Raw genomic sequence first — 24540 nt, 5'->3', positions numbered from 1 at the left:
GACGAAAGATGTTGTGCCGCAGCGCCGCAGGCCTGCCGGTGTCCGGGGGTCATTTGCCGATCGGGCGAGTGGGTGCTTCGGAGTCGTCGGTGTGAAAGGTTCGAGGTGGCCGCGGGAGTCGGTGCCCACGAGGTTGTCCGATCCTCGGTAGAGAGTTGTGGGAGATCGGTTTACTCATCGTTGGTCGCACGTCGCCGACTGTGGTGAGTTGTTCGGTGACTGGATCGGTGATGGGGGTGGTTTCGACCAGGTCGACGACTTCGCCGCCGGGATGTTCGTGTTCGAGGATGGGTTCACCGAGGCCGATCTTCTGTTGGATCTTCTTCAGCCAGGGAGGTGCCCACCAGCAGTCGTCGCCGAGCAGCTTCATCGTGGCCGGCACGAGCAGCATGCGCAGGATGGTGGCGTCGATGAACAGTGCGGCGATCATGCCGTAGGCCATGTACTGCATCATCACCAGATCGGAGAATGCGAACGCACCGGTCACGACGAGCAGGATCAGCGCGGCTGCGGTGATGATGCGCCCGGTATGGGCGGTCCCGATGCGCACCGCCTCGGTGGTGGAAGCGCCTTGTGCTCGTGCTTCGACCATTCTCGACAGCAGGAAGACCTCGTAGTCGGTGGACAAGCCGTAGATGATCGCGATGATCAGTACCAGTACTGGTGCCATGATCGGTTGCGGGGTGAAGTTGAGCAGTCCTGCGCCGTGCCCGTCGATGAAGATCCAGGTCAAAATGCCCAGCGTCGAACCCAATCCGAGCGCGCTCATCAAAGCAGCCTTGATAGGGAGCACCAGGGAGCCGAAAGTCAGGAACATCAACAGGGTGGTGACGAATAGGACGAGCACCACCATGAACGGTATGCGAACCAGCAGGGCATCGATGCTGTCTTTCTGCATCGCGGGCAGCCCTCCGACCAGCATCCTCACCCCGTCCGGCAGTTCGAGGGACCGTAGGTAGTCGATCGTCTTGCCTGCGTCGTTGATGTCGACCACGCTTGCTTTGGTGCGGTAGACCTCAGGTCGATCGTTGGCGCGTGACGGTACTTCGAAGGGGGTGGTGAGCCCGGGCGCTTGGTTGGCTTGTTTCCACGCTGCCCCCACCGCGTTGCTGTCACCGGAGACGAAGACGAGCTCGAGCGGGTCGGATCTGCGCATCGGGAAGTAGGTATCGATCTGTTCTTTGGCCTGGCGGACCTCATCGTCAGGGGGCAGATACTTTTCGCTGAGCCCACCGAAGAGCAGATTCTGCACCGGCAGGATCAGCAGAACCAGTGCGATGCAGATCGAGATGGTGATCTTTATCGGGTGCTTCATCACCCAGACCGTCATACGGCCCCAGAAGCTGTTCTCGATCTCCTCGGCGGTCTTGGTCCTGCGGAACCGTTTGAGCCCCAATGCGTCTACTCGTTTACCGAGGACAGCGAGGATCGCGGGCAGCACGGTGATTGCGGTGAGCGCGGCCAGTGTCACTGTGGTGATAGCGCCGTAGGCCATGGATTTGAGGAAGCCCTGGGGGAACAGCAGCATGCCGCCGAGGCTGGCGATGATCATCGTCGCCGAGAACACCACGGTGCGGCCCGCGGTCATCACCGAGCGGCGGACCGCTGCGCTCGTGTCATAGCCTTCGGCGATCTCTTCGCGGAATCTGCTCACGATGAACAGCCCGTAGTCGATCGCGAGACCCAGCCCGATCAGCGTCACGACCGAGGATACGAAGGAGTTGACCTCGGTGAAGTTGGTGAAGATCCGCATGATGCCCATCGAGCCGATCATCGTCAGGACGCCGATGGTCAAGGGCAAGGCTGCGGCGACGATCCCGCCGAAGATGAAGAACAGCAACAACCCCACCGCAGGCAGCGCGATGACTTCCATCCGGCGGATATCGTCGGACATCCGATCGTTCAAAGTTCCTGCGATCGCTTGTATCCCGCTGACCTGCACCTCGACACCAGGGATAGCGAAGACGTCTTTCACCTTGCGATAGTTGCGCACCATCTCGGTGTCGGTATCGCCGCGAATGGCGATCAACGCGATCGCATGCCTGCGGTCCTTGGTCGCCGCGACCGAGCCGCTGGCCTTGCCGGTCTCGGTCCGCCAATACGCGGCGTTGATCCCAGTGATCTGGTCGGGATAGTCGCGCGGCAGGCTATTGAGATGATCGGTGACCGTGCCGGCGAACTCCGGATCATCGACCGTCTTACCCTCCGGCGCGGTAAAAAGCAGCGCCACGTCGACGTCATGGTTGCGACCGAACGCCTCATCGGCTAGTCGCCCGGCTTGCGAGGACTCCGATCCGGGGTCGAACAGACCACCGGAGGCCAGATGATCCTCCAACCCGAATCCGTATGCACCCAACGCCAACAGCCCCGCTACCGCGACACCGATGACCCCGAACCGCAGCCGATAAACCAGATCCCCCCACCACGTGAACAACCTAAGCCGCCTCCGGTCTGGACTCGCACTCGGTCACGGGAGTGTCAAACATGCACGCGCACAACCGAATCACATCCAGTCGAAGACCGGCCAGCGGTATCGGCGGCTCATCTGCGCACCGGGCCGATCCCCTCGATTGTTCGCCAGTACCCGATGTCATCATTGGACCCCTTCACCTCGTCCCCGCTCGATGTGACTACGAATCAAACGTACCGACCCGTTACGATCCCCCAAGAGCGGAAAGATCGAGACCGCACATTCATCGTGGTGCAACCCCGTCGGGGTTGGTCAGCTCGTTGGAGGTCGGATACAGCAGAAACGAGCTCGGGCCACCCAGTTCGTTGTACTTGTCGCGGATCGCGCCACACACCTCATACGGCGCAGGCCAATACACCTGGCACCCCTCCGCGGCACGCGCCGTACGTTGCTGCGGGCGAGCCGCGAGCGCCGCCTCCATCGTCTCGGCCTTATCAGCTTGTGCCTTGGTGAATCCGTCCGGGATCTGCTGGCAGTCCGAGCGCATCCGCCCTGGCACCACAGTTGACTGCGGATTGCTGGTCGGCTCCCACTTCTCCGGCGCCTGCACCCGGGTACCCGGAGTACACCCCGAGCTCGCCGGCGAGGTGTTCGACGGCGGGGGTGTGGTCGTGACTGCAGGCGCCGACGTCGTCGGCGAGGGTAAAGGTGTTGTGGGCGAGGACGGTTGCGGCGCGCGGGTAGTCGGCAGCGGGGTCTTTCCCGGTGATGACGAAGGTGTTGCCGGTGTGCTGCTCGGCGGCGTTGACGACGATGATGGAGGCGGCGGGCTGGCGGTAGGGTCCGCGGTCCCGGATTGCGCCCCCGCCATCAGTAGAAGCACCGCGACGCCAGCCATCCCAGCACGCAACGGAATTCGATGACCTAGTCGTTGCTGCCAACGACTAGACACACATGAACGCCTCACAACTGCCCCCTCCGCAATCGAATAGCCAGTTCATTGCTGATGTGGGATCAGAGTCTCACACCGTTCCGTCGCTGTCACCAGGTGATCGCAACTGGGGATCTAACTCGGACCTCGCCTCTACAAACCCAGCGTGGACCTGCCGAACGACCTACCGATCCGCCCTGATGGACGAGCGGGATGGCCTACAAAGATCCTCAAGGGCATCGCCACGGGCGAGCACACCGAGCGCAGCCTGATCCTGGACCTGGCACTCGCGCTGGCCGAGGACCGGCGCCGCGACATCTCCCGCAAGACCCGCGACGGCCTGGAATCCGCGCGCCGCCAAGGCCGCACTGGCGGGCGGCCCCGGGTCGTTGACGACGACAACGCCGCGCCATCCTCGCCGGCCGCACCGAAGGCCAGTCCCTGCGTGAGATCTCCCGCGGCGTCGGCGTCAGCCTCGCCGTCGTCCACGGAGAGGTCACCGCCGCCCAGCTCGGACCCAGTGACCACTGACCCCGGGGGGCCACACCGGGCCGACGCCCGAGCGTCCGACGTTGCCTCGAACGTTCGTTGGGTTCTATCCGCCATCCGGTGGCGCTGATGGGTATGAATATGGTGGGAGCTGCCTGCGGGCTCGGGTTTCGTATTCAGGGGTGCGGGATTTGGGCGGAGGCGATCCACCAGACAGCCTCCGGTCCGCTCATGCTCAGTGGGTGACATCCGAACCTGGACGCTGCAGGCTTGGATCGGTGTCCGAGGGCGCGAAGCTTTGCCGCCGTGGGGCCACAAGGAATGCCGCGGCGGCCGCGCAGGTCATGCCGAGGATGATCGCCCGGAAGGGCGCGGCGGCGACGAGCCCGGAACCGATGGCGATGAACAGGGTTTGGGGCAGCATCATGAGCATGTTCGCCGCAGCCATCACCCGCCCACGCTGCGCTGACGGTGCCACGTCCTGCAGGTAGGTCATGACGCTGACGGACAGCAGCGCGAACGCCCCACCGAGTGCGATGCAGGCGAACACGACGACCGGTGTCGAGGGGACCGCGAACAGGATGGTGGATGCCGCGCAGCCAGCGGCGGCCATTTTCATCGCCGCCAGGGGTCCCAGGCGGCCGACGAGGCGGCCGGTGAGCGCGCCCAGCACCGCGGCGCCGATGCCTTGGGTGAATAGCAGGACGCTGACGAACGCGGCGGGCTTGTCCAGCCCTAGGGTAACGACCTGGAAGATGACCGGCTCGAATACACCGATCGCCGCAAACAAGATCGCCAGCGCGAGGGAGGTCCGCAGCATCACAGTTGTGGACAGCAGGAACCGCAGGCCCGCAAGCGATTCGGTGAACAGATTCTGGCTGGGCGGAGCCTCGCGGTCGGGTTCGGGCAGAAACCACAGCAGCGCCGCGGAAAGCGCGAAGCTGGCGATGTCGATGAGGATGACGGTGGTGGCGCCGTGCCAGGAGTACAGGCCTGCACCGATCAGCGGGCCGATGATCGTCATCACCTGGCCGCTGCTGACGATGATCGCGTTGGCGCGCGGGCGGACCGGCGCAGGCAACATGTCGGCGAGCAGAGCGCCGCGGGCGGCGTTGAACACCGCACCGCCAGCGCCGTAGCAGATGGTGACGGCGAACACGATCCACACCTGGCTTGCCGAGCCGACCAGCAGCAGCGGCAACAGGTAGACCGCGCCGGCGGCTTGGGCGGTGATGCTGACAGTGCGGCGAGAGAACCGGTCGACCAGCCACCCGGTCAGCGGGGCGGCCAGGACGGGGAGTCCGTAGGCAAAGAACACCAGCCCAGCCAGGGCCGAGCTGCCGGTGAGTTCCTTGACCCAGATGCCGAGCACCAACGCCAGCACTCGGTCACCGAACAGCGACACCAACTGCCCGCCGAGCAGCAGCCGGAACTCCACCAGCCGCCACGGCGACATCGCCGCAGCGGATTCGTTGTTCGCATCGAGTGCATTCATGCAGTCGTTCGCCAATCGGAGACGGTCAGCAGAGCCTGGTCGGGGTCGATGTTCGCGCGGAGCGTGTGCGGGCGGGAATCGGCTGTACGGCTTGCCATCCTCTGCGCTAGCCGCGCGAGGAGGGTCGCGTCGTCGTCATCGCTCGACGGTAACCCAATCTCGGTGAGTGCTCGGTCGATGACGAGGTCGAAATGGCGCTTCACCGAGACGGTGTCGAGGCGGTTCACCCCGAGGGTCAGGTGCAGGGAGTGGTGGTCGGTTCCGGCGGAGGCCCGGTGCGCGGCGCCGCGGGGCAGGTACAGGAATTCACCGGCGCGCAGGGTGTGCGGGTGCAGCGGCTGCGCGAGGGAATCGGCGGCGCCTTCGGTCCATGCCCCGGCGGGAGTACGCTGTTCGGTTTCCCAGCTCTTGGTGCCCTCGAGCTGGAGGATCAGCAGGTCCTGGCAATCGCGGTGCAGCGGCAACGCTTGCGCGCCCGGGGGAGAGAGGAAAGCTCCCGCCTCCACGTACGTGGCGTCGAAGGACTGGCTGACCTGGTGGCACAGCCGCGCGACGGGCGGATACCACTCTTCCAGGCGGTTGAGCACGATCGTGGCGCCCTGCCGGTAGAGCTCGGCGGTGCGTGCGGGGTCGATGAAGCCGGGGACCGGGGTGGTGCCGGCGTCGCGGGATCGGATGTAGCTGCCGACCGGGATCGTCGTGCCTGTGCGGCTGAGTTTGATGTAGGGGAACCGGACCGCGCTGCACAGCAGTATCTGTTCGATGTCGCGGGTGGTGAGCACGGTGGCAGTGCGCGGATCGGCGATGGTTCCGGTGGCGCGTTCCTGCTGCCAGTGCGCCGATCGGAACGTGTCGGGGTCGGTGACGATCGTCGCGAGCCCGTGGTCGATCGTGTCGGTCATGTGGCACTCCCGGGCAGATAGGGTGCACGTCGGCGGATCACGCGCTCGGTGATCGCGGTGACGATGTGCATGCTGACGGTTTTCTGGTCGGCGCGCGCCTCATACCACATCCAATTGAAGACCGGGTTGACCTCGAGGAACACGGCCCGGTCCTCGTCGAGGAAGGCGTCGATGGCGCACAAGTCAAGCCCGCATGCCGAGGCCAGCGCGAGAAACTTCTCCTGATGGCGAGGCGGTAGATCGTAGGAGGTCACGCGCACGGTGGAGGGGGCGCGCCAGCGATCGCCGCTATCGGAGTGCGACACGCGATAGGCGACAACGGCGTCATCGACCACGTACACGCGGACCTCGGTGCTCGAGCGGACGCGAGCCTGCGCCACGACCGGTGCCAGCTGTTGTGGCAGCGGGCGGTGGTCGAGTTCGAGGGTCACCGGACTGACCGTGTAGAGCGTTCCCGGGGCAGGCTCGATATTGTGTGTCGACACCGTTTTTATAATTGTCGACCCGCAGACGTTATCGAATGTATTCGTGATCCGAGTCGCGGGGATTTCGAACCCACATCGCTTGGCGGTCAGCAATTGCGTGACGGCGTCGATACTCTCCGGTGTCGCACCAGAGTTCAATATTTTACCGTCGAAAACGACGCGTAGAATATCGATGAAGGCGCGCCATTCATTGCGCACGAATTCATGCGTCACCGCATCGTCGGCGATGCCGGTGGCTGCCGGTGAGAAGTACCGCAGGAGCACGACGTGCGGGTCGACCGGCTGGCCGTCGAGCAGGAGCGCGGGTCTTGCGTCAGCGAGGCTGACCTCCAGAGCGGGAGGGTGGTCGATCTCGACACGATGGACCGCGACGCCGACCGCGCGCAGTGCCATGACGAGGAAGTCCGCCTCCCGATCGGCGGCCCGGGTCAGGATGAGGACGTCGACCCGGCCCGGTAGAGGCTCTGCAGCGGCATGTCGTGTGCGGGTGGTCGCCGGTGCGTGTGCGGTGAGCTCCTGGTCGAGCAGGCGTAGTTCGTGGCTGACGGTCATGGTTCGACCTGGATGGGAAGGAGGTGGGTGCGACCAGCCGGCCGCATCCCACCTCTCCGATCCCAGGTGCTTAGAAGCCGAACTTCGGATCGGGGCCCAGGAAGTCCTCGAGGGCCAGGAATTCGTCGAGCATTCCGAGAACGACTTTATCCGACTGAATGGACATTGCATTTCCTTTCATTTGGGTTACCATTTCATGGACGGAGAGCGTGTTCGAGACGAACGACGACGTTCGCTCTTTTACGCGCTCCAGCAAGGGGCCTCGAGCAGACGCACTGCTATTTCGCGCCGGAGAACAGCGGTTGCAATATCGTGTTGCCGGTGATGTCCGACAGTTCAGGGTGATCGCCTTTCGGGGTGTCTCCGGACAGGATGTTGCGGAGGTGATCTCGCGACTCGAGGCGGATGTGGGGGAGATGACCCGCCGCGGACAGATCGACCAGCAGTCGTGTCGCGGCGTCGGCGGGTGTCTCGGTCTCGAACTCCCGGCCCAGATGCGTCAAGATGTCCTCGGACCGCGACAGGTTCAGCATCAAGGCGACGAAGAACTGCTGGTCGTTCGAGGTGACCTTGGGCAGCAGCAATCGTGTCTTCAACCGTCGCAGCTCTTCTCGTGACACTGCGGCCAGGTCCTCGGCGAACTCCGGATGCAGTTCCGCGGCCCGGGCGAGGGATCGTTCGTACAGATCGGGGTCACGCACCACGGCCGGCATCTTCAGGAAATCCAGGGTTTCGGCCACACTCGGGTGGGCTGGCCACAGCGATTCCACTCCTTGGCGCAGCAGATGCGGGGATCCGGTGCGTGCCAGCACTTCGACCAGGCGGCGCTGGCGTGTGCGCCGATCGCGATCCAGTGTGGGATCCACCGCGACGCAGGGGGGAAGGTAGTTCAACTGCGCACCGCTGTCTCGATCCTGGTGGGTGCGGATCACCATGGTCACGGTCGGGTGCGTGATGTGGAAGTTGGCATGGATGAAGCGAGGGCCGGCGTGGATCCGCCGTACAGCGCCCTCCTCGAGGATCTCTGAGCCGCGCAGCCGCAGATCGCCGATCAGCAGCTCGTCCTGCACCGCGGTGCGCGGCGCGAATTCATACTCGACGTGGACGCTGCGACCACGAAGCACTGCGAATGCGCCGCTGAAGGAGTGCTGGTGGATGCTCGTGGAGCCGCCGAGCCACACCAGGACTTCGATGCGGAAGCGGTCGTTGGAGAAGATCCGTACGTCGAAGTCGGAGAACTTGTAGGACAGGTCGAGATATTGGTGGTGGCGGATCAGCAGATCGCTGAGGTCCATCGCGGGTGCCCGTGCGGCGGCGGCCTCGGCGATCTCGGGGAAGACCTCCGGGTCGTAGTTGCGTCGCTGCCAGGCGTCGTCGATCTGGTCGCCGATCCGTGAGAACGTGCTCGCGTAGTCCGCGACGGCGGTCACTGCGGTGCTATTCAAGGCCCCACCCTTCCGCTTGCTGGGAACGGCATCGCGCCGGGTAGGGACTATCGTCCGGCGGCGGCACTCGACGTGGTGAGCGTCGCGACCGATCTCGGTGGAGCCTCTTGCATGCTGGGTGGGTCCTCTGGTATAAGGCTCAGTCGAGCCGGGCTTCGACCAGCAGGAACAGCGGGCGCTGGAACCGCTTCCGCCACGCCGGATCCTCGGCCAGCTGCGCCGATGTCGGCCGCGGCTCCCGCATCCCGGTGATCACGAACCCGGCCGCGGTGACCATGCCGATGTACTGCTCGAGGGAATAGAGCTTCTGCACCGAGGCCGCGGGGGAGACCTTGGACGCCACGTCGAAATGCTGCTCCACGATCCGCCCGTGGAAGTAGTCCTCGACCGGCACCGCGCCGGTCGAGGAAGGGCTTCGTTCGGCGCGAGCACTGTAGAAGCATGGGTGCTGTCCGAGCAGGATCAACCGGCCCCGGCGGCGCAACAGACGCGCGAACTCGTGGTAGCGCGCGCCGGCATCGGTCAGGGCGTGCGGGAGCCGGTTCGCGACGACGACATCGACGCTGGCGTCGGGCAGCGGGACCCGGGCGACGTCGGCGTGTATGAAGCGGCATCGCGGCGTTGCGGCCTGCTCGGCGGCGTCGACGAAAGCACGGCAGGTGTCAACGCCCACCACACTGCTGGCCCCCAGATCGCTCAACCTGCGCGCCAGATACCCTTCCCCGCACCCGGCATCCAGCACGTCCAGGCCGGTGACCGGCGCGACGGCGTCCAGGAGCGCGGGATCGGTGATCTGGGTCTGATAGGGGTCGGCCTCCGCGCGGATCATCGAGATCCAGTACTCGGCGTTGAGGTCGTAGGCTCGCGTAATCGGCCCGTCACCGAGCATGCGAAGACGTCCTTTCTCCCTGGGCGCTCAGCCCTTGAGTCGTCGGTACAGTGCGCCGGCGTCATCGCGCAGCCTAGGATCCTCGATCCCTGCCGACAAACGCTCCTTGAAGACGGTGGCCAGGCGCGATCGCATCGCGGGTGATGGCGGCTGGATCGCCGCCAGTGTTGGCAGAGCGGTGGTGATCAGGTAACCAAGATAGGCGTCGTTGAGGGTGGCGGCGTCGTGGACCAGCGCCGCGTAGATCCGGGGTGTTACCGCGGGCAGGGAGAAGTCGGCCGGCAATCGTTGGCCGCTGTCGAAGGTGAGCAACGACCAGCCTTCGTTGCGCACCACCGTCGGGTTGGCCTGGACCTCATGGTGATATCGGTGGACCACGTCGAGATCGTCGTCACGAAGTACGGCGCCGATGGTCAAGCTGCGGCGGACGAAGGCCGCGCGGATGTCTCGCGGTGGCCCCTCCGTCGCCCCGGTATCGGCCGCACCGTACTTGGCGATCTTATGAGCGAGGACGCCATGACCGACCATGTCCGCCACCGAGGTTGTCGACGGCTGCTCGGCCAGCCACATCCCGCAGGCATCGACGAGCATCGTCCCGCCAGCCTCGGCCAACGCATCGGGGCCGGTCGCGAACACCGCATCGATGAACCGGTCGTGGCCCAGACTCCACCCCAGGGCCAAACGCCGCCGCAGATCGGCCGCGTGTCCGTTGACCACTGCGGCGGCCACACCGAGCGCATTGCTCAACGCGGCGACATCCGGACCATCGACACGCGCAGGCAAACGAACAGAGACTCCCGAAGTGGCGAGCACACGCAAGTGCTGCTCGACTCGCGAGGTGAACCCCCGACCCTCCACGTACACCGACAACGCCGGCACGACATCGAGTAACAGCTGCAGCGTCGCGCCCGTCGACCGCGTCACCCAGGACGGGTCCTTCCATAACCGGTTGAGCGTCGTCGACGGGATCTCTGTCAACGCCACGACATCCGAGAAACCCAACCCCGCACGTTGAGCAAGGTCACGCAGTGCGACCGGCTCCACCGGAAACAGCAACCTCGCTTCCGATGAGCCTCGCTCGACTATCGGTCCGCGCGGACTGTGGTGAGGTCCATGCTCCTGCATAGTGCCCCCGAACGTTTGCAGTGTCGTCCACTGCCGAGTCGACCTGATTACAAGGCAGTCGGCAACTCATGCGCATCGAAAGGTGCTGTAGTTCATGTCACAGTCAGCCGAACTGCTGGTGCCGACAAAGGTTGTGGAAGGCGATTCCGGGCACAGGCGACCGTGCGGCAACGCATCGGCGCCTGCAATCCCCGACCCACGCGAAAACGATGAGGACTCTGCCGCTCCTCGGTCACTTCATCGAACCCTGACCACCTTCCCCAACGCAGAGGCACCGCGCGCAGGCGATTTCGGCCTGGGTCGGTTCCAGCGCGGTTGGTGACCACGACACCACCGGCGGTGAGGAGCCGAACTTTCCAGCCGGGCCATCGAACGATGCTCGCTGGGCTTGTCGGTGGCTTTCTGCGACCATGTGCTCGTGGCGCTGGAGGCTGAGTATCGTTGAGGCAGTTTGGGGATGGCGAGGACTACGCGGGGGTTCAGGGATGACAGACAAGTCCACAGCCGAGATTGGGCTGGTGCCGGCCGATGTCACCGACGCGGGGCAGTACGTCCAACAGACCGCTCAGGCGCTCATCGATGGTGTCCGCTCGGCTGATACGGAAGTTGCCGGGCTGATGTCGAGTTGGTCGGGTGCGGCCGCCGACGCCTATCTGGCGGGGTGGGAGGAGACCCGCACTGGCGCGCTCGAGGTGCTCCGGGCACTGCACGATGTCGGCGCGCTGCTGGGAGTCTACGTCGCCGAGATCGATGCCAGCGACACTCGCCGCGCGGAAACTCTTGCCGTGCAATCGAGTTCGCTGGATCTGCCGTGAGCGGCGGGCAGAGTTACACGGTGGACCTGGTCCACCTGGACGCGGTGACCGCTCGTATTGCCGGTCTGCAGGGGTTCGTCGAGGACTCGCTGAACGGCGTCGATCAGCGAGTCGCCGCCATACACCGCGAGTGGAGTGGCGCCGCGGCGACCGCACACGCCGAAGCGCACGCGAAATGGCAGACCGGGGCCACCGACGTGCGTGAGGGTATCGCCGCCATGCGTGCGGCCGCGGCGACAGCGCACACCGCTTACAGCGACGGTATTGCCGCGAACTTGCGCATGTTCGGGCGGTGAACGACCCCTCATGACCCAGCTGAAAATCGAGACCGACGTCTACTATCAAGCCGCCACCGCGCTGGCGGGCGGGGCACAGGCGTGGTTTGCGGCGATCGAGTCCCAGTGGAAGACCTCGCTGTGGAACTGCGCCAACATGTGCGGTTCCTACGAGGAGGCCCGCGCCTGGGCCACCACGTACGACTCCCGCACCGGTGAGGTGCTGCGGCTGGCGACCGACGTCGCCGAGGCGGCCCTGAACTACGCGCGTCTGCTTCAGGAGGCCGGATACATCTACGCGGTGGCCGAGCACACCGCCACCAAGGACGCCGGGCCCGTGCCCGCCCGCCCACCCGCCATCCCCGCGTGGGTGGGTGCATGCCCATTCCCGCTGCCCTCCGCCGGTGGCGACGGTCAAGGGCTGGTCGCCTCCGGGCTGGGACTGGTGGAGAAGATAGGGCTGACCGTGCCCGACGGCGACACCACCAAGCTGCAGAACGCCGCCAACGGCTGGGCCGCGGTCGCGGCCGCTGGCGACATCGCGGGATTTCCCGATCTGCTGCGCCGCGTCGCAGGCGAATTCGACAACCAGATCACCGCGCCCGAGGTCGCCTTCATCGCTCACGATCTCGACATCCTGGCCGGGTCGTCGGCGAACACGATCGCCGCGTGTGCAGAGTTGTCGCGTTCGTGCACCGAGCACCGGGCCGGACTCGACGATCTACGCCGCGAGCTGAGCGACACGCTCGCCGAGTTGCGCGACGAACTACTCAAAGAACTCGCGATCACCGCCGGGATATCCATCGTGGCCTCAGCGGTGACCTTCGGTGCCGGTGCCGCGCTCGGTGCGGCGCGGGCCGCGCAGATCGCCGCGAAGTTCTCCGCGCCACTGCGCGCGATCATCGTGCTGTGGAAGACCAAGCGCATGGCGCGCTCGGTCAAAACCGAAACCTCCCTGGCCCAGCATGCCAAGGAACTGCGCCGCATCAAGGAAATGGGCACCGATGCCGCGAAAGCCCCTGCCGCGGCGCCTCGGGCACTGAATCAGGTCGACCGCGACGCGATCGCCGACTACACCGGCTCCGCGCATCAGCAACTCAACGGGTGGTTACGCCACGGTGACGACCTCCCGCCAGTGGTGCAAGACCGTGTGCGGGAACTGAATTCGGCGCTGGACAAACTGCCCGACCACCAAGGGCCGGTCACTCGGATCACCGACCTGCCTCCTGACGTGCTCGCCCGCTATCGGCCGGGTACACCGCAGAATCCGGTCACGGTCACCGAGGACGCGTTCACCAGCTCCACACCGCGGGGATTCCCCACCGAGCGCGACGGCGCGGTCGAGATGCGCATCCTGTCCCAGACCGGCAAGGACATCACCCCCTATTCCGCACCCGGCAATGCTGAGGTGGTGTTCAAGTCCGGCACCAAATTCGACGTAATCGACCGCGTCGACGACTTCGTGTCCGGGCGCACGATTATCACGATGGTCGAGCGCGTCTCCTAATCGAAAGGCATTCCTTGTGAGCGGCGACAATGACAACGAAACACCGGTCCGTATCGCCGGTAAGACCTTCACCCGAGGGCTCCCGCCCCTAGACCCCGACCTGATCGCACAGGCCATGGCCATGTCCGCCGAGATGGACCGCGAGCGAGCCGCGATGCCAGCCGGTCCGGCACCCTCCGAGCCTGGCACGGCACTGCCGGAGCGGTTCCACGACGACTGCCTCGGTACCGAATACGAGCCGTGGTACCGCGACCTCCAAGCCAAGCGCGCCCGGGAGCGCCAGCAGCACAACGACTCCGGAGAGTAGCCCCGACCTACCACCACCACGGCGAAACACGAAGGGAACCGGATGCTCCGTCGGTGAGGTCGGCGGACCGGGCAGGTGTCGGGGTGGGTGCCGCGGCCGACGGCGACCTCGCGGGCTCCGGTCTTGCCGTACCAGATGGTGACCACGATGCCCTCGTCCTCGGTAGTGAGGTCGCCGACGTCGAGGTGGGCGAGTTCGGGGTCGCCGTAGTATCGGCCGAATTTCGGGCGGATATGGCATAACCCGCTGGTAGAGGGCGGGTTCTGCGCGCTGGGTGCTGGTCAGGCCGGGGGATTATTGGGTGATGCGGTCGCGGTAGATCCGGTATGCCTTGCGGTCGGCGGCCGCGGTGCTGCGTGCGAGGGGTTCGGCGGCGGCCAGCAGTGCCTGGTGGATGTGTGGTGGTGCGGTGACGTGCAGGCTGTAGCCCTGGCCTCGCCGTATCTGCCGGCCGTCGCGTAGGGCGTGGCGTGGCGAAGTCTTTCCGCCACCCCAATCCCACCAAAGCTACGAAAGGGCACACCAAGACTCGGCTGGAGCCCGATGGGACACGAGCTGGAACCGTGACTCAGATCGCGCTCTGGCGATACCACGAGGGTTTGGGCTACGAAACGATTGCCGAACGCTTGAACACCGATCCAACCAGGTATCCACCACCAGAGCCCCCTGGCAAGGAACGTTGTACGACGAGCTGGCGGCTCGCCGGCAATCCCGACGCGGTTCTCGTGAGGGCCATGAGAAGAACACCCACCCAAAAACCAAGCGGACCTACGTGTTCCGGGGCATGCTCTTGCACGGATGCAACAGGCGGATGTTCGGCACCACACGCCACGGTGACACTTACTACCTCTGCTGGCCGACCGGCAACAATCGAGGACGTCCCGACAAGTACGCGGGACACCCGAAAACGGTGTACATCCGTGAGGATGCCGTTCTTGACGCCGTTTCCAAATTCTTCGCCGACCGCGTCTTCGGCGAACAACGCCGCGACCTTCTAGCAGCCGATCTCACTGAAGTCGACGACCGTGCAGCACGACAACGACATACCGAGCAACAAAGGCTCCAGCGCATCATCGAGGACATCGCACGACGCCAGGACGCCGTGCTACGGCAAGCTCAGGACGGCGAGCCAGACGACGCCTTCACGAAGGCCCTGCGCGGCACCTTCAACGACCTGGAGACCCAAAAGGCCAACGCCGTAGCCACCATTGCCCTACTCGACACCACCGACCCCGCCACGCCACATCGAGCCGCCCCCGCAGACACCGCGCTGCTCGATGCACTGCCCTACCTGACCCTCAACCTCGTCAAAGCCCCAGAGCCGCTGCTGCGAAGGCTGTTCGAAGTCACGCAACTCAACATCCGCCTCCACGACGACGGCGACCGCGTCACCATCACCATCAAGCTGCCCGAAGACGGGCTGCCCCAGGTCGCAGGAGCGGTGGCGGCTATAGCCAACGAGAACACCGAGCAGGAGCCACCTCCGCAGGCCACGGGCAGCAGTAATTGTGTCGATGCTGTCTGTGCCCCCAGTCGGACTCGAACCGACACTGGGCGGATTTTAAGTCCGCTGCCTCTGCCAATTGGGCTATGGGGGCCGTCCGGGACAGACTACCGAGTCGTACGGTTGTACCGGAATTCTGAGGGTTGAAGATGGGCAAATTGTCGAGTATGGGGACGGAGAAGTCGGGCAGTTGACCAAGGGCGTGCCGACCGGTTGCTCTGAAAAGGCATGGTTGCGAACCGGTTTGGGGGGGCGGCACGAAAGCGGGTCAGCGGGGTCGGTGCGGGCGGGTGCTGTCCAGTGGGCTTACCGACGCGCCGGTAAGGGGATGCGGGCGAGGTCGGTGGCGATGTGGATCAGGCCGGAGAAGTGGGCTCGGGCCTCGGCCAGATGGACGGACAGGTCACGGTAGCGCTGGGAGAAGTGGGTGAGCACCAGGGTGTGCGCGCCCGCCGCGGCGGCGACCCGGGCGGCCTGGCCTGCGGTGAGGTGGCCGTATTCGGCGGCGAGCCGCGCGTCGGCGTCGAGGAAGGTGGCCTCGATGACGAGCATGTCGGTGTCGGCGGCGAGCTCGTAGACGCCGTCGCAGAGCCCGGTGTCCATCACGAAGGCGAAGCTCTGACCCCGGCGCGGCTCGCTGGCCTCGTCGAGAGTCACGGTGCGCCCGGCCGATTCGATGCTGCCCTGCTGTTGCAGCCGCGCGATGACGGGTCCGCGCAGCCCGAGGTGCTGGAGTCGAGCGGGCAGAATGCGCCGGCCGTCCGGCTCGGTGAGCCGATAGCCGAAGGTGTCGACGGGGTGCGCGAGCGGCACCGCCGTGACCGCGAAGGGCGCGCCGGGAAAGTCGACGGCACCGGCCCGTTCGATCGGACGCGGCCGCAACTCGGCCCGGTGATAGTAGGAGGTGGCGTTGACGAGACGGTCGTAATACTCGGTCCCGGAGGCAGGGAAGCACACGTCCACCGGATGCGGCACCCGGTCGAGATTGATTCGCTGCACCACCCCGGCCAGCCCGAGGCTGTGATCACCGTGGAAGTGCGTGATCGCGATCCGGGTGAGGTCGGTGGCCGAGACACCGGCGTAGGTCATCTGCCGCTGCGTCCCCTCGCCCGGGTCGAACAGCACCCCTTCGTCGTCCCAGCGCAGCAGATACCCGTTGTGATTGCGCTGCTTCGTCGGCACCTGGCTGGCGGTACCGAGCACTACGAGCTCCCGCTGCGACACCCGTGTCACGCTACTTGTTCGCCAGTCGTGGAGTGGCACGGGCGCGGCGCCCGTGCCACTCGGCGGACTATTCGGCAGGCGGGTTGCCGAGCAGGGAGTGCCTGCGGCTGTAGGCGAAATAGATGACGAAGCCCAGCGCCATCCAGACGAGGAACCGCAGCCAGGTCTCCACGGACAGGTTCAGCATCAGCCACAGGCAGGCCAGCACGGCGAGCACCGGGATCACCGGAACCAGCGGGACGCGGAAGCCGCGCGGCAGGTCGGGCCGGGTGCGCCGCAGCACGAGCACGCCGATCGAGACCAGCACGAACGCGAACAGCGTGCCGATGTTGACCATTTCCTCGAGTGTGCCGAAGTCGACGAAGCCGGCCAGCACCGCGCAGACCACGCCGACGATCGCGGTGATCCGCACCGGCGTGCCCTTGCTGCCGGTGTGCGCCAGCTTGCGCGGCATCAGTCCGTCGCGCGACATCGCGAACAGCACGCGGGTCTGCCCGAGGAACATCACCATGACCACGGTGGTGAGCCCGGCGAGGGCGCCGACGGAGATGATGTTCTTCACCCAGGTATCGCCGTGGATCGCGAAAGCCGTTGCCAGGGTGGCGTTCTCACCGGACAGCTCGGTGTAGGACACCATGCCGGTGAGCACCAGCGAGACCGCGACGTAGAGGATGGTGACGATGAGCAGCGAGCCGAGGATGCCGCGCGGCACCGCCTTCTGCGGGTTCTTGGTTTCTTCGGCGGTGGTCGCGACGACGTCGAAACCGATGAACGCGAAGAACACCAGGCTGGCCGCGGCGAGCAGGCCGTACCAGCCGAACGTGCTGTGCCCGGCGCCGGTCAGGAAGGAGAACAGCGACTGGCGCAGGCCCTCGCCCTCCGCCCCCGGCTGGGACGGCGGCACGTAAGGCGTCAGGTTCTCCGACTTGAAGTAGGTGACGCCGACGATCAGCACCAGCGCGATCACGCTCAGCTTGATCGCGACCGCCACGGCCGACACCCGGGACGAGACCTTGGTCCCGGTGGCGAGCAGCACGCCGAGCACCGCGATCAGCAGCACGGCGCCCCAGTCGAACGACACCGAACCGAGGTGCACGATCGGCGTCGTGCCCATTACCTCGCCGAGGTACTGCGACCAGCCCTTGGCCACCACCGAGGTGGCGAGCGCGAACTCGAGGATCAGGTCCCAGCCGATGATCCATGCGACGAGTTCACCGAAGGTGGCGTAGGAGAAGGTGTACGCGCTGCCCGCCACCGGCACCGTCGAGGCGAACTCGGCGTAGCAGAGCGCGGTGAGACCGCAGGCGATCGCCGCGAAGACGAACGCCAGCGACACCGACGGTCCGGCGACGTTGCCCGCGGTCCGCGCGGTGAGGGTGAAGATGCCCGCGCCGATCACCACCGCCACGCCGAAGACGGTGAGGTCCCATGCGGTCAGGTCCTTGCGGAGCTTGGAGTCGGGCTCGTCGGTGTCCTTGATCGATTGCTCGACGGATTTGGTCCGGAACAGGCCACCCCATCTGGCCTGCTGTCCGATTGCGCCGTCCGGCTTGCGGATCGCCACACGTTCTCCTCTACCTCTGGTCTTACTGTCTAGCTGGTTCTATGCCCGCTCGGGGCTAGTGCACGCCTGCCATGTGCCGACTGATCCGCGGCGCGATGGCGGCCACGATGACTCCGGCGCACACCGCGACGGCGCCGATGATGCCGAAGTAGGCGACTTCGTGGTCTTGGTCATAGAACCGAGCCAAAGTACCCGACATGGATGTACCGATGCCAACCGAGAAAAAGTACAGCGCCATCATCTGGGCCCGGAAAGCTTCCGGTGCGAGCTGGGTGGTGACCGCAAGTCCGATCGGTGAGAGCAGCAGCTCCGAGACGGCGAAGCCGCCCATGACGACGAGCACGAGCAGCGCGGGCACCGTCGCGCCGCTGAAACCGGCCAGCGGCACGAACAACAGGAACGCCAGGCCCATGCCGATCACGCCGAGCGCGAACTTGCGCGGCGTGCTCGGGGCGCGGGAACCGAGCTTGGTCCACAGGATGGCGAACAGCGGCGACAGGGTGATGATCCAGACCGGCTCGACCGAACCGATCCAGTTCGAGGGAGCGGTCCAGCCGAAGATGCTCCAGTTCATCCGTTCGTCGGAGTACACCGCGAGCACCGTGAAGATCTGCTGGAACAGCGACCAGAACACCGCGTTGGCGATGAACAGCGGAATGAACGCGCGCACCCGGCTGCGCTCGACCGGTGTCACCTTGGCGTGGGTCAGCATGACCACGAAGTAGACGACCGAGGCCACGGCGATCACGATGGTGGTCGCGTCGGGCAGGTTGTCCAGCGTCACCAGGCCGGTCGCCCACACCACCGCGACGATCACCGCGGCGCCGGCCACCGCACCGAGTACCGGGGCGATCGCGTTGCGCGGCAACGGGTTCGGCACCTCACGGCCGTGCGTGCCGAGGTTGCGCCGGAACACCACGTACTGGACCAGACCCAGGGTCATGCCGATCGCGGCGGCGCCGAATCCGTAGTGGAAACCCAGGCGGGTCTGCAGCACACCGGTGAGCAGCGGGCCGATGAACGCGCCGAGGTTGATGCCGAGGTAGAACAGCGTGAATCCGCCGTCCGCGCGGGCATCACCCTTCGGATACAGCGTGCCGAGCAGCGAGGACGCGTTGGCTTTCAGCGCGCCGCTGCCCAGCGCGACCAGCACCAGGCCCACACCGACGCCGGTCAGTCCCGGCAGCACCGCCAGCGCGAGATGCCCCGCGACCACCACGACGCCGCCGTAGAAGACCGTCCGCTCCATGCCCAGTACCCGGTCGGCGATCCAGCCGCCCAGCACGGTGGACAGATAGACCAGCCCGCCGTAGGCGCCGACGATGCCGACTCCGGTGCTCTTCGCGAGCCCGAGCCCGCCTTCGGTCGTGGAGTAGTACAGGTAGTAGCCGAGGATGGTGACCATCCCGTAGTAGGAGAATCGCTCCCAGAGCTCCACGCCGAACAAGTTCGTCAAGCCGATCGGGTGACCGAAGACTGTTCGTCCCGGGGTCACCTGTTCGGCGGTTGTTGCTTCCGACATCCTCCGACCATCCCATGTTTGAGGCGAATTGTGGGCATCCACACACGAAATTCACCATCCCCAGTCGAACATCGAGGTGTCGTCGCCGTGTTATGCCGAATTTGTATCGCTCAATCCTGCAATGATCAGAATCGAAGCGCATTCTGATAGTAGATCCCACGAAGACGCGGGCCCGCCCCGCCGTCGTTTTCCGCCGCCGCCACTGGGCATGCCGGAACCAGCGGGGCACGATGGCGAGTAGCGCCCGGCCCGCCCCGACGACGAAAGTGACGTGCAGATGGAACCTGTCGAGATCACAGTGTCCGCCTCGGCCGAGGACACGTTCGCGGTACTGGCCGACGGCTGGCTGTACGCACTCTGGGTGGTCGGCGCCTCGCATATCCGCAATGTCGATCCGGGGTGGCCCGCGGTCGGCACCCGCATACATCACAGCGTCGGCCCCTGGCCGCTGACCATGTCCGACACCACCAAGGTCCGCGACGTCGATCCGCCGCGGATGATCGAGCTCGAGGCGAGGCTGTGGCCGGCCGGCTCGGCCTGGATTCGGTTGGAACTGACCGAGATCGGCCCCGACCGCACCCGGATCAGCATGGCCGAACGGGCGATCAGCGGCCCGGCCGCGTTGATTCCCGGCGCCGTCCAGGCGCTGGGACTGGTTCCGCGCAACAAGGAATCGCTGTCCCGGCTCGCCGACCTCGTGGTCGGCCGGGCACGCGAAAACGACCGGAAGACCTAGACCTGGCTCAGGCGATCGAGAGGGCGATCCCGTCGAGGATGTCGTGCTCGCTCACGACGAGCTCGGAAATGCTTGCGCGACGGGACAGTTCGTCGGCCAGGACCTCGGCGATGACGGCACCGCCGCCGATCACGTCGACCCGGCCCGGATGCATGGGGCCCAAGGCGGCGCGCTCGTCGTGTGTCATCCCGATCAGCCGATCACACACGGCGCGTAGGTCATTCAGTTCGAGGCGGGTGAGATGCACTCGCTCCGAATCGTATTCGGGGAGGTCTAGCGCCACGGCGGCGATCGTGGTCATGGTGCCCGCCACGCCCACCCAGGTGTGCGCACCCTCGATCGGCACCCGGGCGAAGGCTTCCGCCAACCGTTCGGCCGCGAATTCCCGTGCCGCGCCGACCTGTTCGGCGGTGGGCGGATTGCCGGGCAGACAGCGTTCGGTGATCCGGACACAGCCGATATCGGCCGAGAACGCCGCCTGCACCCCCGCGCTGTCGCCGAACACCAGCTCGGTCGAACCGCCGCCGAGATCGACGACCACGAACGGCCCTGCGGCGCTGGAGAGCTCGCCGATGGCGCCGCGGAACGAAAGGCGGGCCTCCTCGTCGCCGGTGATCACCTCGGCCTCCGCGCCGGGCACCACGGTGCCGAGTTCGGCTCGGGCCATGGCGAAGAAGTCTTCCCGGTTCGCCGCGTCCCTGGTGGCGGAGGTGGCCACCATCCGCACCCGGCCGACGCCCGCCTCGCGCATCAACGTCGCGTAGTCCGCGAGCGCGACCCGGGTTCGCTCGATCGCCTCCGGTGCCAGCGCACCGGTCGCGTCGACGCCCTGCCCCAGCCGCACGATGCGCATCTCGCGGTGCACATCGGCCAGCCGTCCGTCGCCGAGTACATCGGCGATCAACAGTCGGATGGAGTTGGTGCCGCAATCGACAGCGGCTACCCGATCGGTCATGCTCGCGCCCCGTCTTCCTGGCTGCCCGCGCGCTCGTACTTCGGCCAGTCGGCCGGAATCGCGGTGCCGCGCAATCCGTTGTCGGCGGCCAGCGCCACCGCCTCGTCGCCGAACGGGTTCACGCCCGGCCCCTTGGCCAGCGCGTGCGCGATCAGCACGTGCAAGCATTTCACTCGCTCCGGCATCCCGCCGCCGGTGAAATCGGTACCGAGCGACTCGATCTCGTCGCGCTCGGCCAGATAGCTCTCGTGTGCGGCGCGGTAGGCGGCGGCCAGCGCCGGGTCGGTGCCGAGGCGCTCGGTCATCTCCCGCATCACGCCCGCGGATTCCTGCCTGCTCGCCTCCGCGGTGAGCCGCGGGTCGGTCAGGTAGTAGAGGGTCGGAAACGGCGTGCCGTCGGGCAGCCGCGGCGCGGTTTTCACGACGGCCGGGATCCCGTCCGGGGTGCGATAGGCCACGGCGAGCACGCCGCGTGGTTCGCGGCCGAGCTGGCGGGCGATGATCGCGAGATCCTGGTCGTTCGGTGCTGTCACCTGGGTCCTTCCGGTCCTGGCGGGGGCGCGGCGGGCGGTCCCGGCGGCGGCGCCGGAGCGGCCTCGGGAACGGGTTGCGGTTCGGAAATGCTGTGCCACAGTTCGGTGTACCAGGGATCAGGTTCCTTGGACTTGGTCACCGCGGTGGGCGGGGCCGCGGCTTCCATGCCGGGCACCTGCACGATGTAGGGGGTTTCGCCGGGCAGTACCAGCCGCAGCCGGTCGCGGGCCTCGGACCGGATGTAGGCCGGATCCTGTTGCTGCGCACGGCGATCGCGCAGTCGCGCCAGATCGGCCTCCAATTCCCTGCGCTGCTGCGCCAATTGGGCGGCCTCGGCCCGCTGGGTGAAGTACGTGCGCATCGGCACGGCCAGGGTCAGCGCCAGCGCGCACACCACGATCGCCAGCACCACCGCTTTGCCGGTGGATAGGCCGAGGATGGTGCGTTCATGCTTGTCCGCGCCGTGTTCGGCGGCGCGGGCCGCCACCTTCTTCGGCTTCGCCGACTTGTCGTCGGAGCGCCGGCGCGCGGCCCGTTTGGCCGCGGCAGGCCGGGCCGCCGTTTCGGTGTCGGACCCGGCCTTGGGCCGCGAGCGGGCGGCACGCGACGTGCGGCGGTCCCCACGCCCGGCTGGACTGGTTCCACGCGCACGTCGCTCCGTCATAGCGAACCCCTGTGTGACTAACCCTCGAAGGCGAAACGCGGGAACGCGGCGTCCCCGGCGTAGCGGGCCGAATCGCCCAGCGCATCCTCGATGCGCAGCAGCTGGTTGTACTTGGCGACCCGCTCGCTGCGCGCCGGGGCACCGGTCTTGATCTGGCCGCTGCCGACCGCGACCGCGAGGTCGGCGATGGTGGTGTCCTCGGTCTCGCCGGACCGGTGGCTCATCATCGTCTTGTAGTTGTTGCGGTGCGCGAGCTCCACCGCGTCCAATGTCTCGGTGAGCGTGCCGATCTGGTTCACCTTCACCAGCAGCGCGTTCGCGGCGCCGCGGGCGATGCCCTCTTCGAGGCGCTCCGGGTTGGTGACGAACAGGTCGTCGCCGACGATCTGGATCTTGTCGCCGATCTCGTCGGTGAGCGCGACCCAGCCGTCCCAATCGTCTTCCGACAGCGGGTCTTCGATGGAGACCAGCGGGTAGGCGCCGAGCAGTTCGGCGTAGAACGCGGTCATCTCCGCGGCGCTGCGTACGCTGCCCTCGAACTTGTAACCGCTACCCGCGGTGTAGAACTCGGTGGCGGCGACATCGAGCGCCAGCGCCACATCGGTGCCGAGCTTCAGGCCGGTCTTGCCGATGGCGGAGCTGATCAGGTCGAGCGCCTCACGGGTGCCCGCCACGTCGGGCGCGAAGCCGCCCTCGTCGCCGAGGCCGGTGGCCAGGCCCTTGGCCTTCAGTTCGGCCTTCAGCGCGTGGTACACCTCGGCACCCCAGCGCAGCGCCTCCTTGAAGGTGGGCGCGCCGATCGGGGCGACCATGAATTCCTGGACGTCGACGCTGGTGTCGGCGTGCGCGCCACCGTTGAGGATGTTCATCATCGGCACGGGGAGCACATGCGCGTTCGGGCCACCGAGGTAGCGGAACAGCTCCAGGCCCGAGGACTCGGCGGCGGCACGGGCCACCGCCAGCGAGACGCCGAGCAGCGCGTTCGCACCGAGACGGGACTTGTCCGGGGTGCCGTCCAGGTCGAGCAGGACCTGGTCCACGGTGCGCTGCTCGACCGCGTCCAGGCCGATCACGGCCGGCGCGATCTCGTCGAGCACACCCTCGACCGCCTTGCGCACGCCCTTGCCGCCGTAGCGGTCACCACCGTCACGCAGTTCCACGGCCTCGTGTTCGCCGGTGGACGCGCCGGAGGGCACCGCCGCCCGGGTCAAGGTGCCGTCGTCGAGGGCGATCTCGACCTCGACAGTGGGGTTTCCGCGAGAATCCAGGATCTCACGAGCTCCGACCTGTTCGATGATGGCCACGAAAACGACACTCCTTCGGCTACAGGCACGGTAGGTCTCAGGGGAATTGCCGTGCGCTGCGAGCCTAGCGTCCGGCGCGCTGGGCGGGTAACCGGCACTCCGATGGACCAGGTCACACCCGCCGGCCGACGCTGTAGGCCGCGGCCCGGTCGCGCACGGTGAGCAGATAACTGGTGGACTGGTTGTAGGTGAGCAGCGCTTGCTGCCAGCCGTGCTCGGAGGTGAGATCGCCGCCGCTGGCGCACAGGTAGCGGGCTGCGGTGAGCGCCGCGTCGTCGATGTTCTGCGGATCGGCCACTCCGTCGCCGTTGGCGTCGACACCCCAGCGCTTCCAGGTTTCCGGAATGAACTGCAGCGGGCCGATCGCGCGATCGAACTCCGGATCGCCGTCCATCTTGCCGCCGTCGGTGTCCTTGACCAGGGCGACGCCGGGCGCACCGTCCAGCGGGATGCCGATGATCGGCGGCCGGACCACGCCATCGGCGTCGATGCGCGAACCGCGATGGGTGCCGTGCTTGCTCTCCACACTCGCGATGCCCGCGAGGGTGGTCCAGGCGATGCCGCACTCCGGCTTCGACCGCGCGAGCACCGCCGCGGCATAGCCGTACGCCTCCAGCGCCACCGGCGGGATCGCCATCCGGTCCGCCTGCTCCTCGGCCCACCCGCGCAGTTGTAGCGCGGTGCGGCCGGGGCCGTCGATATCGATCAGCGGCAGCGGTGTGCCGGGGCCGGGCGGAATGCCCTCGGGGATCGGGGTGAGATCACGATCGATCCCACAACCGGCGAGCACGAGGGTCACCATGGCGGCGACCACAGCGCCGGTCTTCTTCAGGAGCACCCCATCCATCATCCAGATCTGGCGGAGCAAGTCGAGGAATCGCCTGGTCATCGAGTTTCTGCGCCGAC

Annotated in this window: 21 protein-coding genes and 1 tRNA gene; 5 read left to right on the top strand and 17 right to left on the bottom strand. The window is 66.5% G+C overall.

Features of this window, described 5'->3' with window-relative positions; translation table 11 throughout:
- Positions 1–49 precede the first annotated feature (49 nt).
- The 8 genes from TY25_RS18635 to TY25_RS18595 form a co-directional block, all read right to left on the bottom strand.
- On the bottom strand, positions 50–2434 hold the full coding sequence (locus tag TY25_RS18635; RefSeq protein WP_081868950.1) for an MMPL family transporter: 2385 nt from the start codon (positions 2432–2434) through the stop codon (positions 50–52).
- A 259-nt stretch (positions 2435–2693) separates the two neighbouring features.
- Positions 2694–2957, bottom strand: coding sequence for an LGFP repeat-containing protein (locus TY25_RS40625; RefSeq protein ID WP_052383051.1), 264 nt, complete (start codon positions 2955–2957; stop codon positions 2694–2696).
- A 1108-nt stretch (positions 2958–4065) separates the two neighbouring features.
- Positions 4066–5340 carry an MFS transporter gene (locus TY25_RS18620; protein ID WP_146154133.1) on the bottom strand — a complete coding sequence of 425 codons (1275 nt, stop codon included), beginning with the start codon at positions 5338–5340 and terminating at the stop codon, positions 4066–4068.
- Positions 5322–6227, bottom strand: coding sequence for a JmjC domain-containing protein (locus TY25_RS18615; protein ID WP_042257870.1), 906 nt, complete (start codon positions 6225–6227; stop codon positions 5322–5324). Before TY25_RS18615 ends, TY25_RS18620 begins: the two co-directional genes overlap by 19 nt.
- Positions 6224–7264, bottom strand: coding sequence for an ATP-grasp domain-containing protein (locus TY25_RS18610; protein WP_042257869.1), 1041 nt, complete (start codon positions 7262–7264; stop codon positions 6224–6226). Before TY25_RS18610 ends, TY25_RS18615 begins: the two co-directional genes overlap by 4 nt.
- A 278-nt stretch (positions 7265–7542) precedes the next feature.
- The gene (locus TY25_RS18605; RefSeq protein ID WP_146154132.1) at positions 7543–8709 is read right to left on the bottom strand and encodes a cupin domain-containing protein; all 1167 of its coding nucleotides are present in this window, start codon (positions 8707–8709) and stop codon (positions 7543–7545) included.
- Between the two features lie 139 nt (positions 8710–8848).
- The gene (locus tag TY25_RS18600; RefSeq protein ID WP_042257865.1) at positions 8849–9598 is read right to left on the bottom strand and encodes a class I SAM-dependent methyltransferase; all 750 of its coding nucleotides are present in this window, start codon (positions 9596–9598) and stop codon (positions 8849–8851) included.
- Between the two features lie 27 nt (positions 9599–9625).
- Positions 9626–10654 carry a hypothetical protein gene (locus TY25_RS18595; protein WP_106387023.1) on the bottom strand — a complete coding sequence of 343 codons (1029 nt, stop codon included), beginning with the start codon at positions 10652–10654 and terminating at the stop codon, positions 9626–9628.
- 554 nt (positions 10655–11208) lie between these two features.
- Here TY25_RS18595 and TY25_RS18590 point away from each other — a divergent pair.
- From TY25_RS18590 to TY25_RS18575, 4 genes are read left to right on the top strand one after another with little or no spacing between them, the layout of a single operon-like run.
- Complete coding sequence (locus TY25_RS18590; protein ID WP_042257861.1) at positions 11209–11538, top strand: WXG100 family type VII secretion target; 330 nt, start codon at positions 11209–11211, stop codon at positions 11536–11538.
- Positions 11535–11834 carry a WXG100 family type VII secretion target gene (locus TY25_RS43240; RefSeq protein WP_042257860.1) on the top strand — a complete coding sequence of 100 codons (300 nt, stop codon included), beginning with the start codon at positions 11535–11537 and terminating at the stop codon, positions 11832–11834. The genes TY25_RS18590 and TY25_RS43240 overlap by 4 nt, the downstream gene beginning before the upstream one ends.
- A gap of 10 nt (positions 11835–11844) precedes the next feature.
- Positions 11845–13320: an ADP-ribosyltransferase family protein gene (locus tag TY25_RS18580; RefSeq protein WP_042257859.1), complete on the top strand. Its 1476-nt coding sequence runs from the start codon at positions 11845–11847 to the stop codon at positions 13318–13320.
- A gap of 16 nt (positions 13321–13336) precedes the next feature.
- Complete coding sequence (locus TY25_RS18575; protein ID WP_042257858.1) at positions 13337–13627, top strand: hypothetical protein; 291 nt, start codon at positions 13337–13339, stop codon at positions 13625–13627.
- 1524 nt (positions 13628–15151) lie between these two features.
- Here TY25_RS18575 and TY25_RS18565 read toward each other — a convergent pair.
- The 4 genes from TY25_RS18565 to TY25_RS18550 all read right to left on the bottom strand — a co-directional run bounded on the left by TY25_RS18565 (position 15152) and on the right by TY25_RS18550 (position 19441).
- Positions 15152–15225, bottom strand: a tRNA-Leu gene (locus tag TY25_RS18565).
- A 212-nt stretch (positions 15226–15437) separates the two neighbouring features.
- Complete coding sequence (locus TY25_RS18560; RefSeq protein WP_042257856.1) at positions 15438–16355, bottom strand: ribonuclease Z; 918 nt, start codon at positions 16353–16355, stop codon at positions 15438–15440.
- 67 nt (positions 16356–16422) lie between these two features.
- Positions 16423–17919 (bottom strand): amino acid permease, encoded by a 1497-nt coding sequence (locus tag TY25_RS18555; protein WP_081868947.1) that lies wholly within the window; start codon positions 17917–17919, stop codon positions 16423–16425.
- A gap of 55 nt (positions 17920–17974) precedes the next feature.
- Positions 17975–19441, bottom strand: coding sequence for a peptide MFS transporter (locus tag TY25_RS18550; RefSeq protein ID WP_042257855.1), 1467 nt, complete (start codon positions 19439–19441; stop codon positions 17975–17977).
- A gap of 277 nt (positions 19442–19718) precedes the next feature.
- Here TY25_RS18550 and TY25_RS18545 point away from each other — a divergent pair, with 277 nt between their 5' ends.
- Entirely contained in the window at positions 19719–20177 is a 459-nt protein-coding gene (locus TY25_RS18545; protein WP_042257854.1) for an SRPBCC family protein, read from the top strand.
- A 7-nt stretch (positions 20178–20184) separates the two neighbouring features.
- Here TY25_RS18545 and TY25_RS18540 read toward each other — a convergent pair whose 3' ends face one another.
- From TY25_RS18540 to TY25_RS18520, 5 genes are all read right to left on the bottom strand, one after another.
- Positions 20185–21132, bottom strand: a complete 948-nt coding sequence (locus TY25_RS18540) for a Ppx/GppA phosphatase family protein (RefSeq protein WP_042257853.1) — start codon at positions 21130–21132, stop codon at positions 20185–20187.
- A complete protein-coding gene (locus TY25_RS18535) occupies positions 21129–21665 on the bottom strand; it encodes a DUF501 domain-containing protein (protein WP_042257851.1) in 537 nt (178 codons plus the stop codon). Before TY25_RS18535 ends, TY25_RS18540 begins: the two co-directional genes overlap by 4 nt.
- On the bottom strand, positions 21662–22330 hold the full coding sequence (locus TY25_RS18530; protein ID WP_042257849.1) for an FtsB family cell division protein: 669 nt from the start codon (positions 22328–22330) through the stop codon (positions 21662–21664). The genes TY25_RS18535 and TY25_RS18530 overlap by 4 nt, the downstream gene beginning before the upstream one ends.
- A 17-nt stretch (positions 22331–22347) precedes the next feature.
- Positions 22348–23634 carry a phosphopyruvate hydratase gene (gene eno, locus TY25_RS18525; RefSeq protein ID WP_029893876.1) on the bottom strand — a complete coding sequence of 429 codons (1287 nt, stop codon included), beginning with the start codon at positions 23632–23634 and terminating at the stop codon, positions 22348–22350.
- Positions 23635–23746: 112 nt separating this feature from the next.
- A complete protein-coding gene (locus tag TY25_RS18520; protein WP_052383050.1) occupies positions 23747–24523 on the bottom strand; it encodes a lytic transglycosylase domain-containing protein in 777 nt (258 codons plus the stop codon).
- Between the last annotated feature and the right edge of the window lie 17 nt (positions 24524–24540).

It is taken from the genome of Nocardia brasiliensis NBRC 14402 (assembly GCF_000308475.2).
In the GTDB taxonomy this organism is placed as follows: Bacteria; Actinomycetota; Actinomycetes; order Mycobacteriales; family Mycobacteriaceae; genus Nocardia; species Nocardia brasiliensis.
Note: the sequence above shows the minus strand (reverse complement) of the source record. Positions and strands in the feature narration are given on the sequence as shown.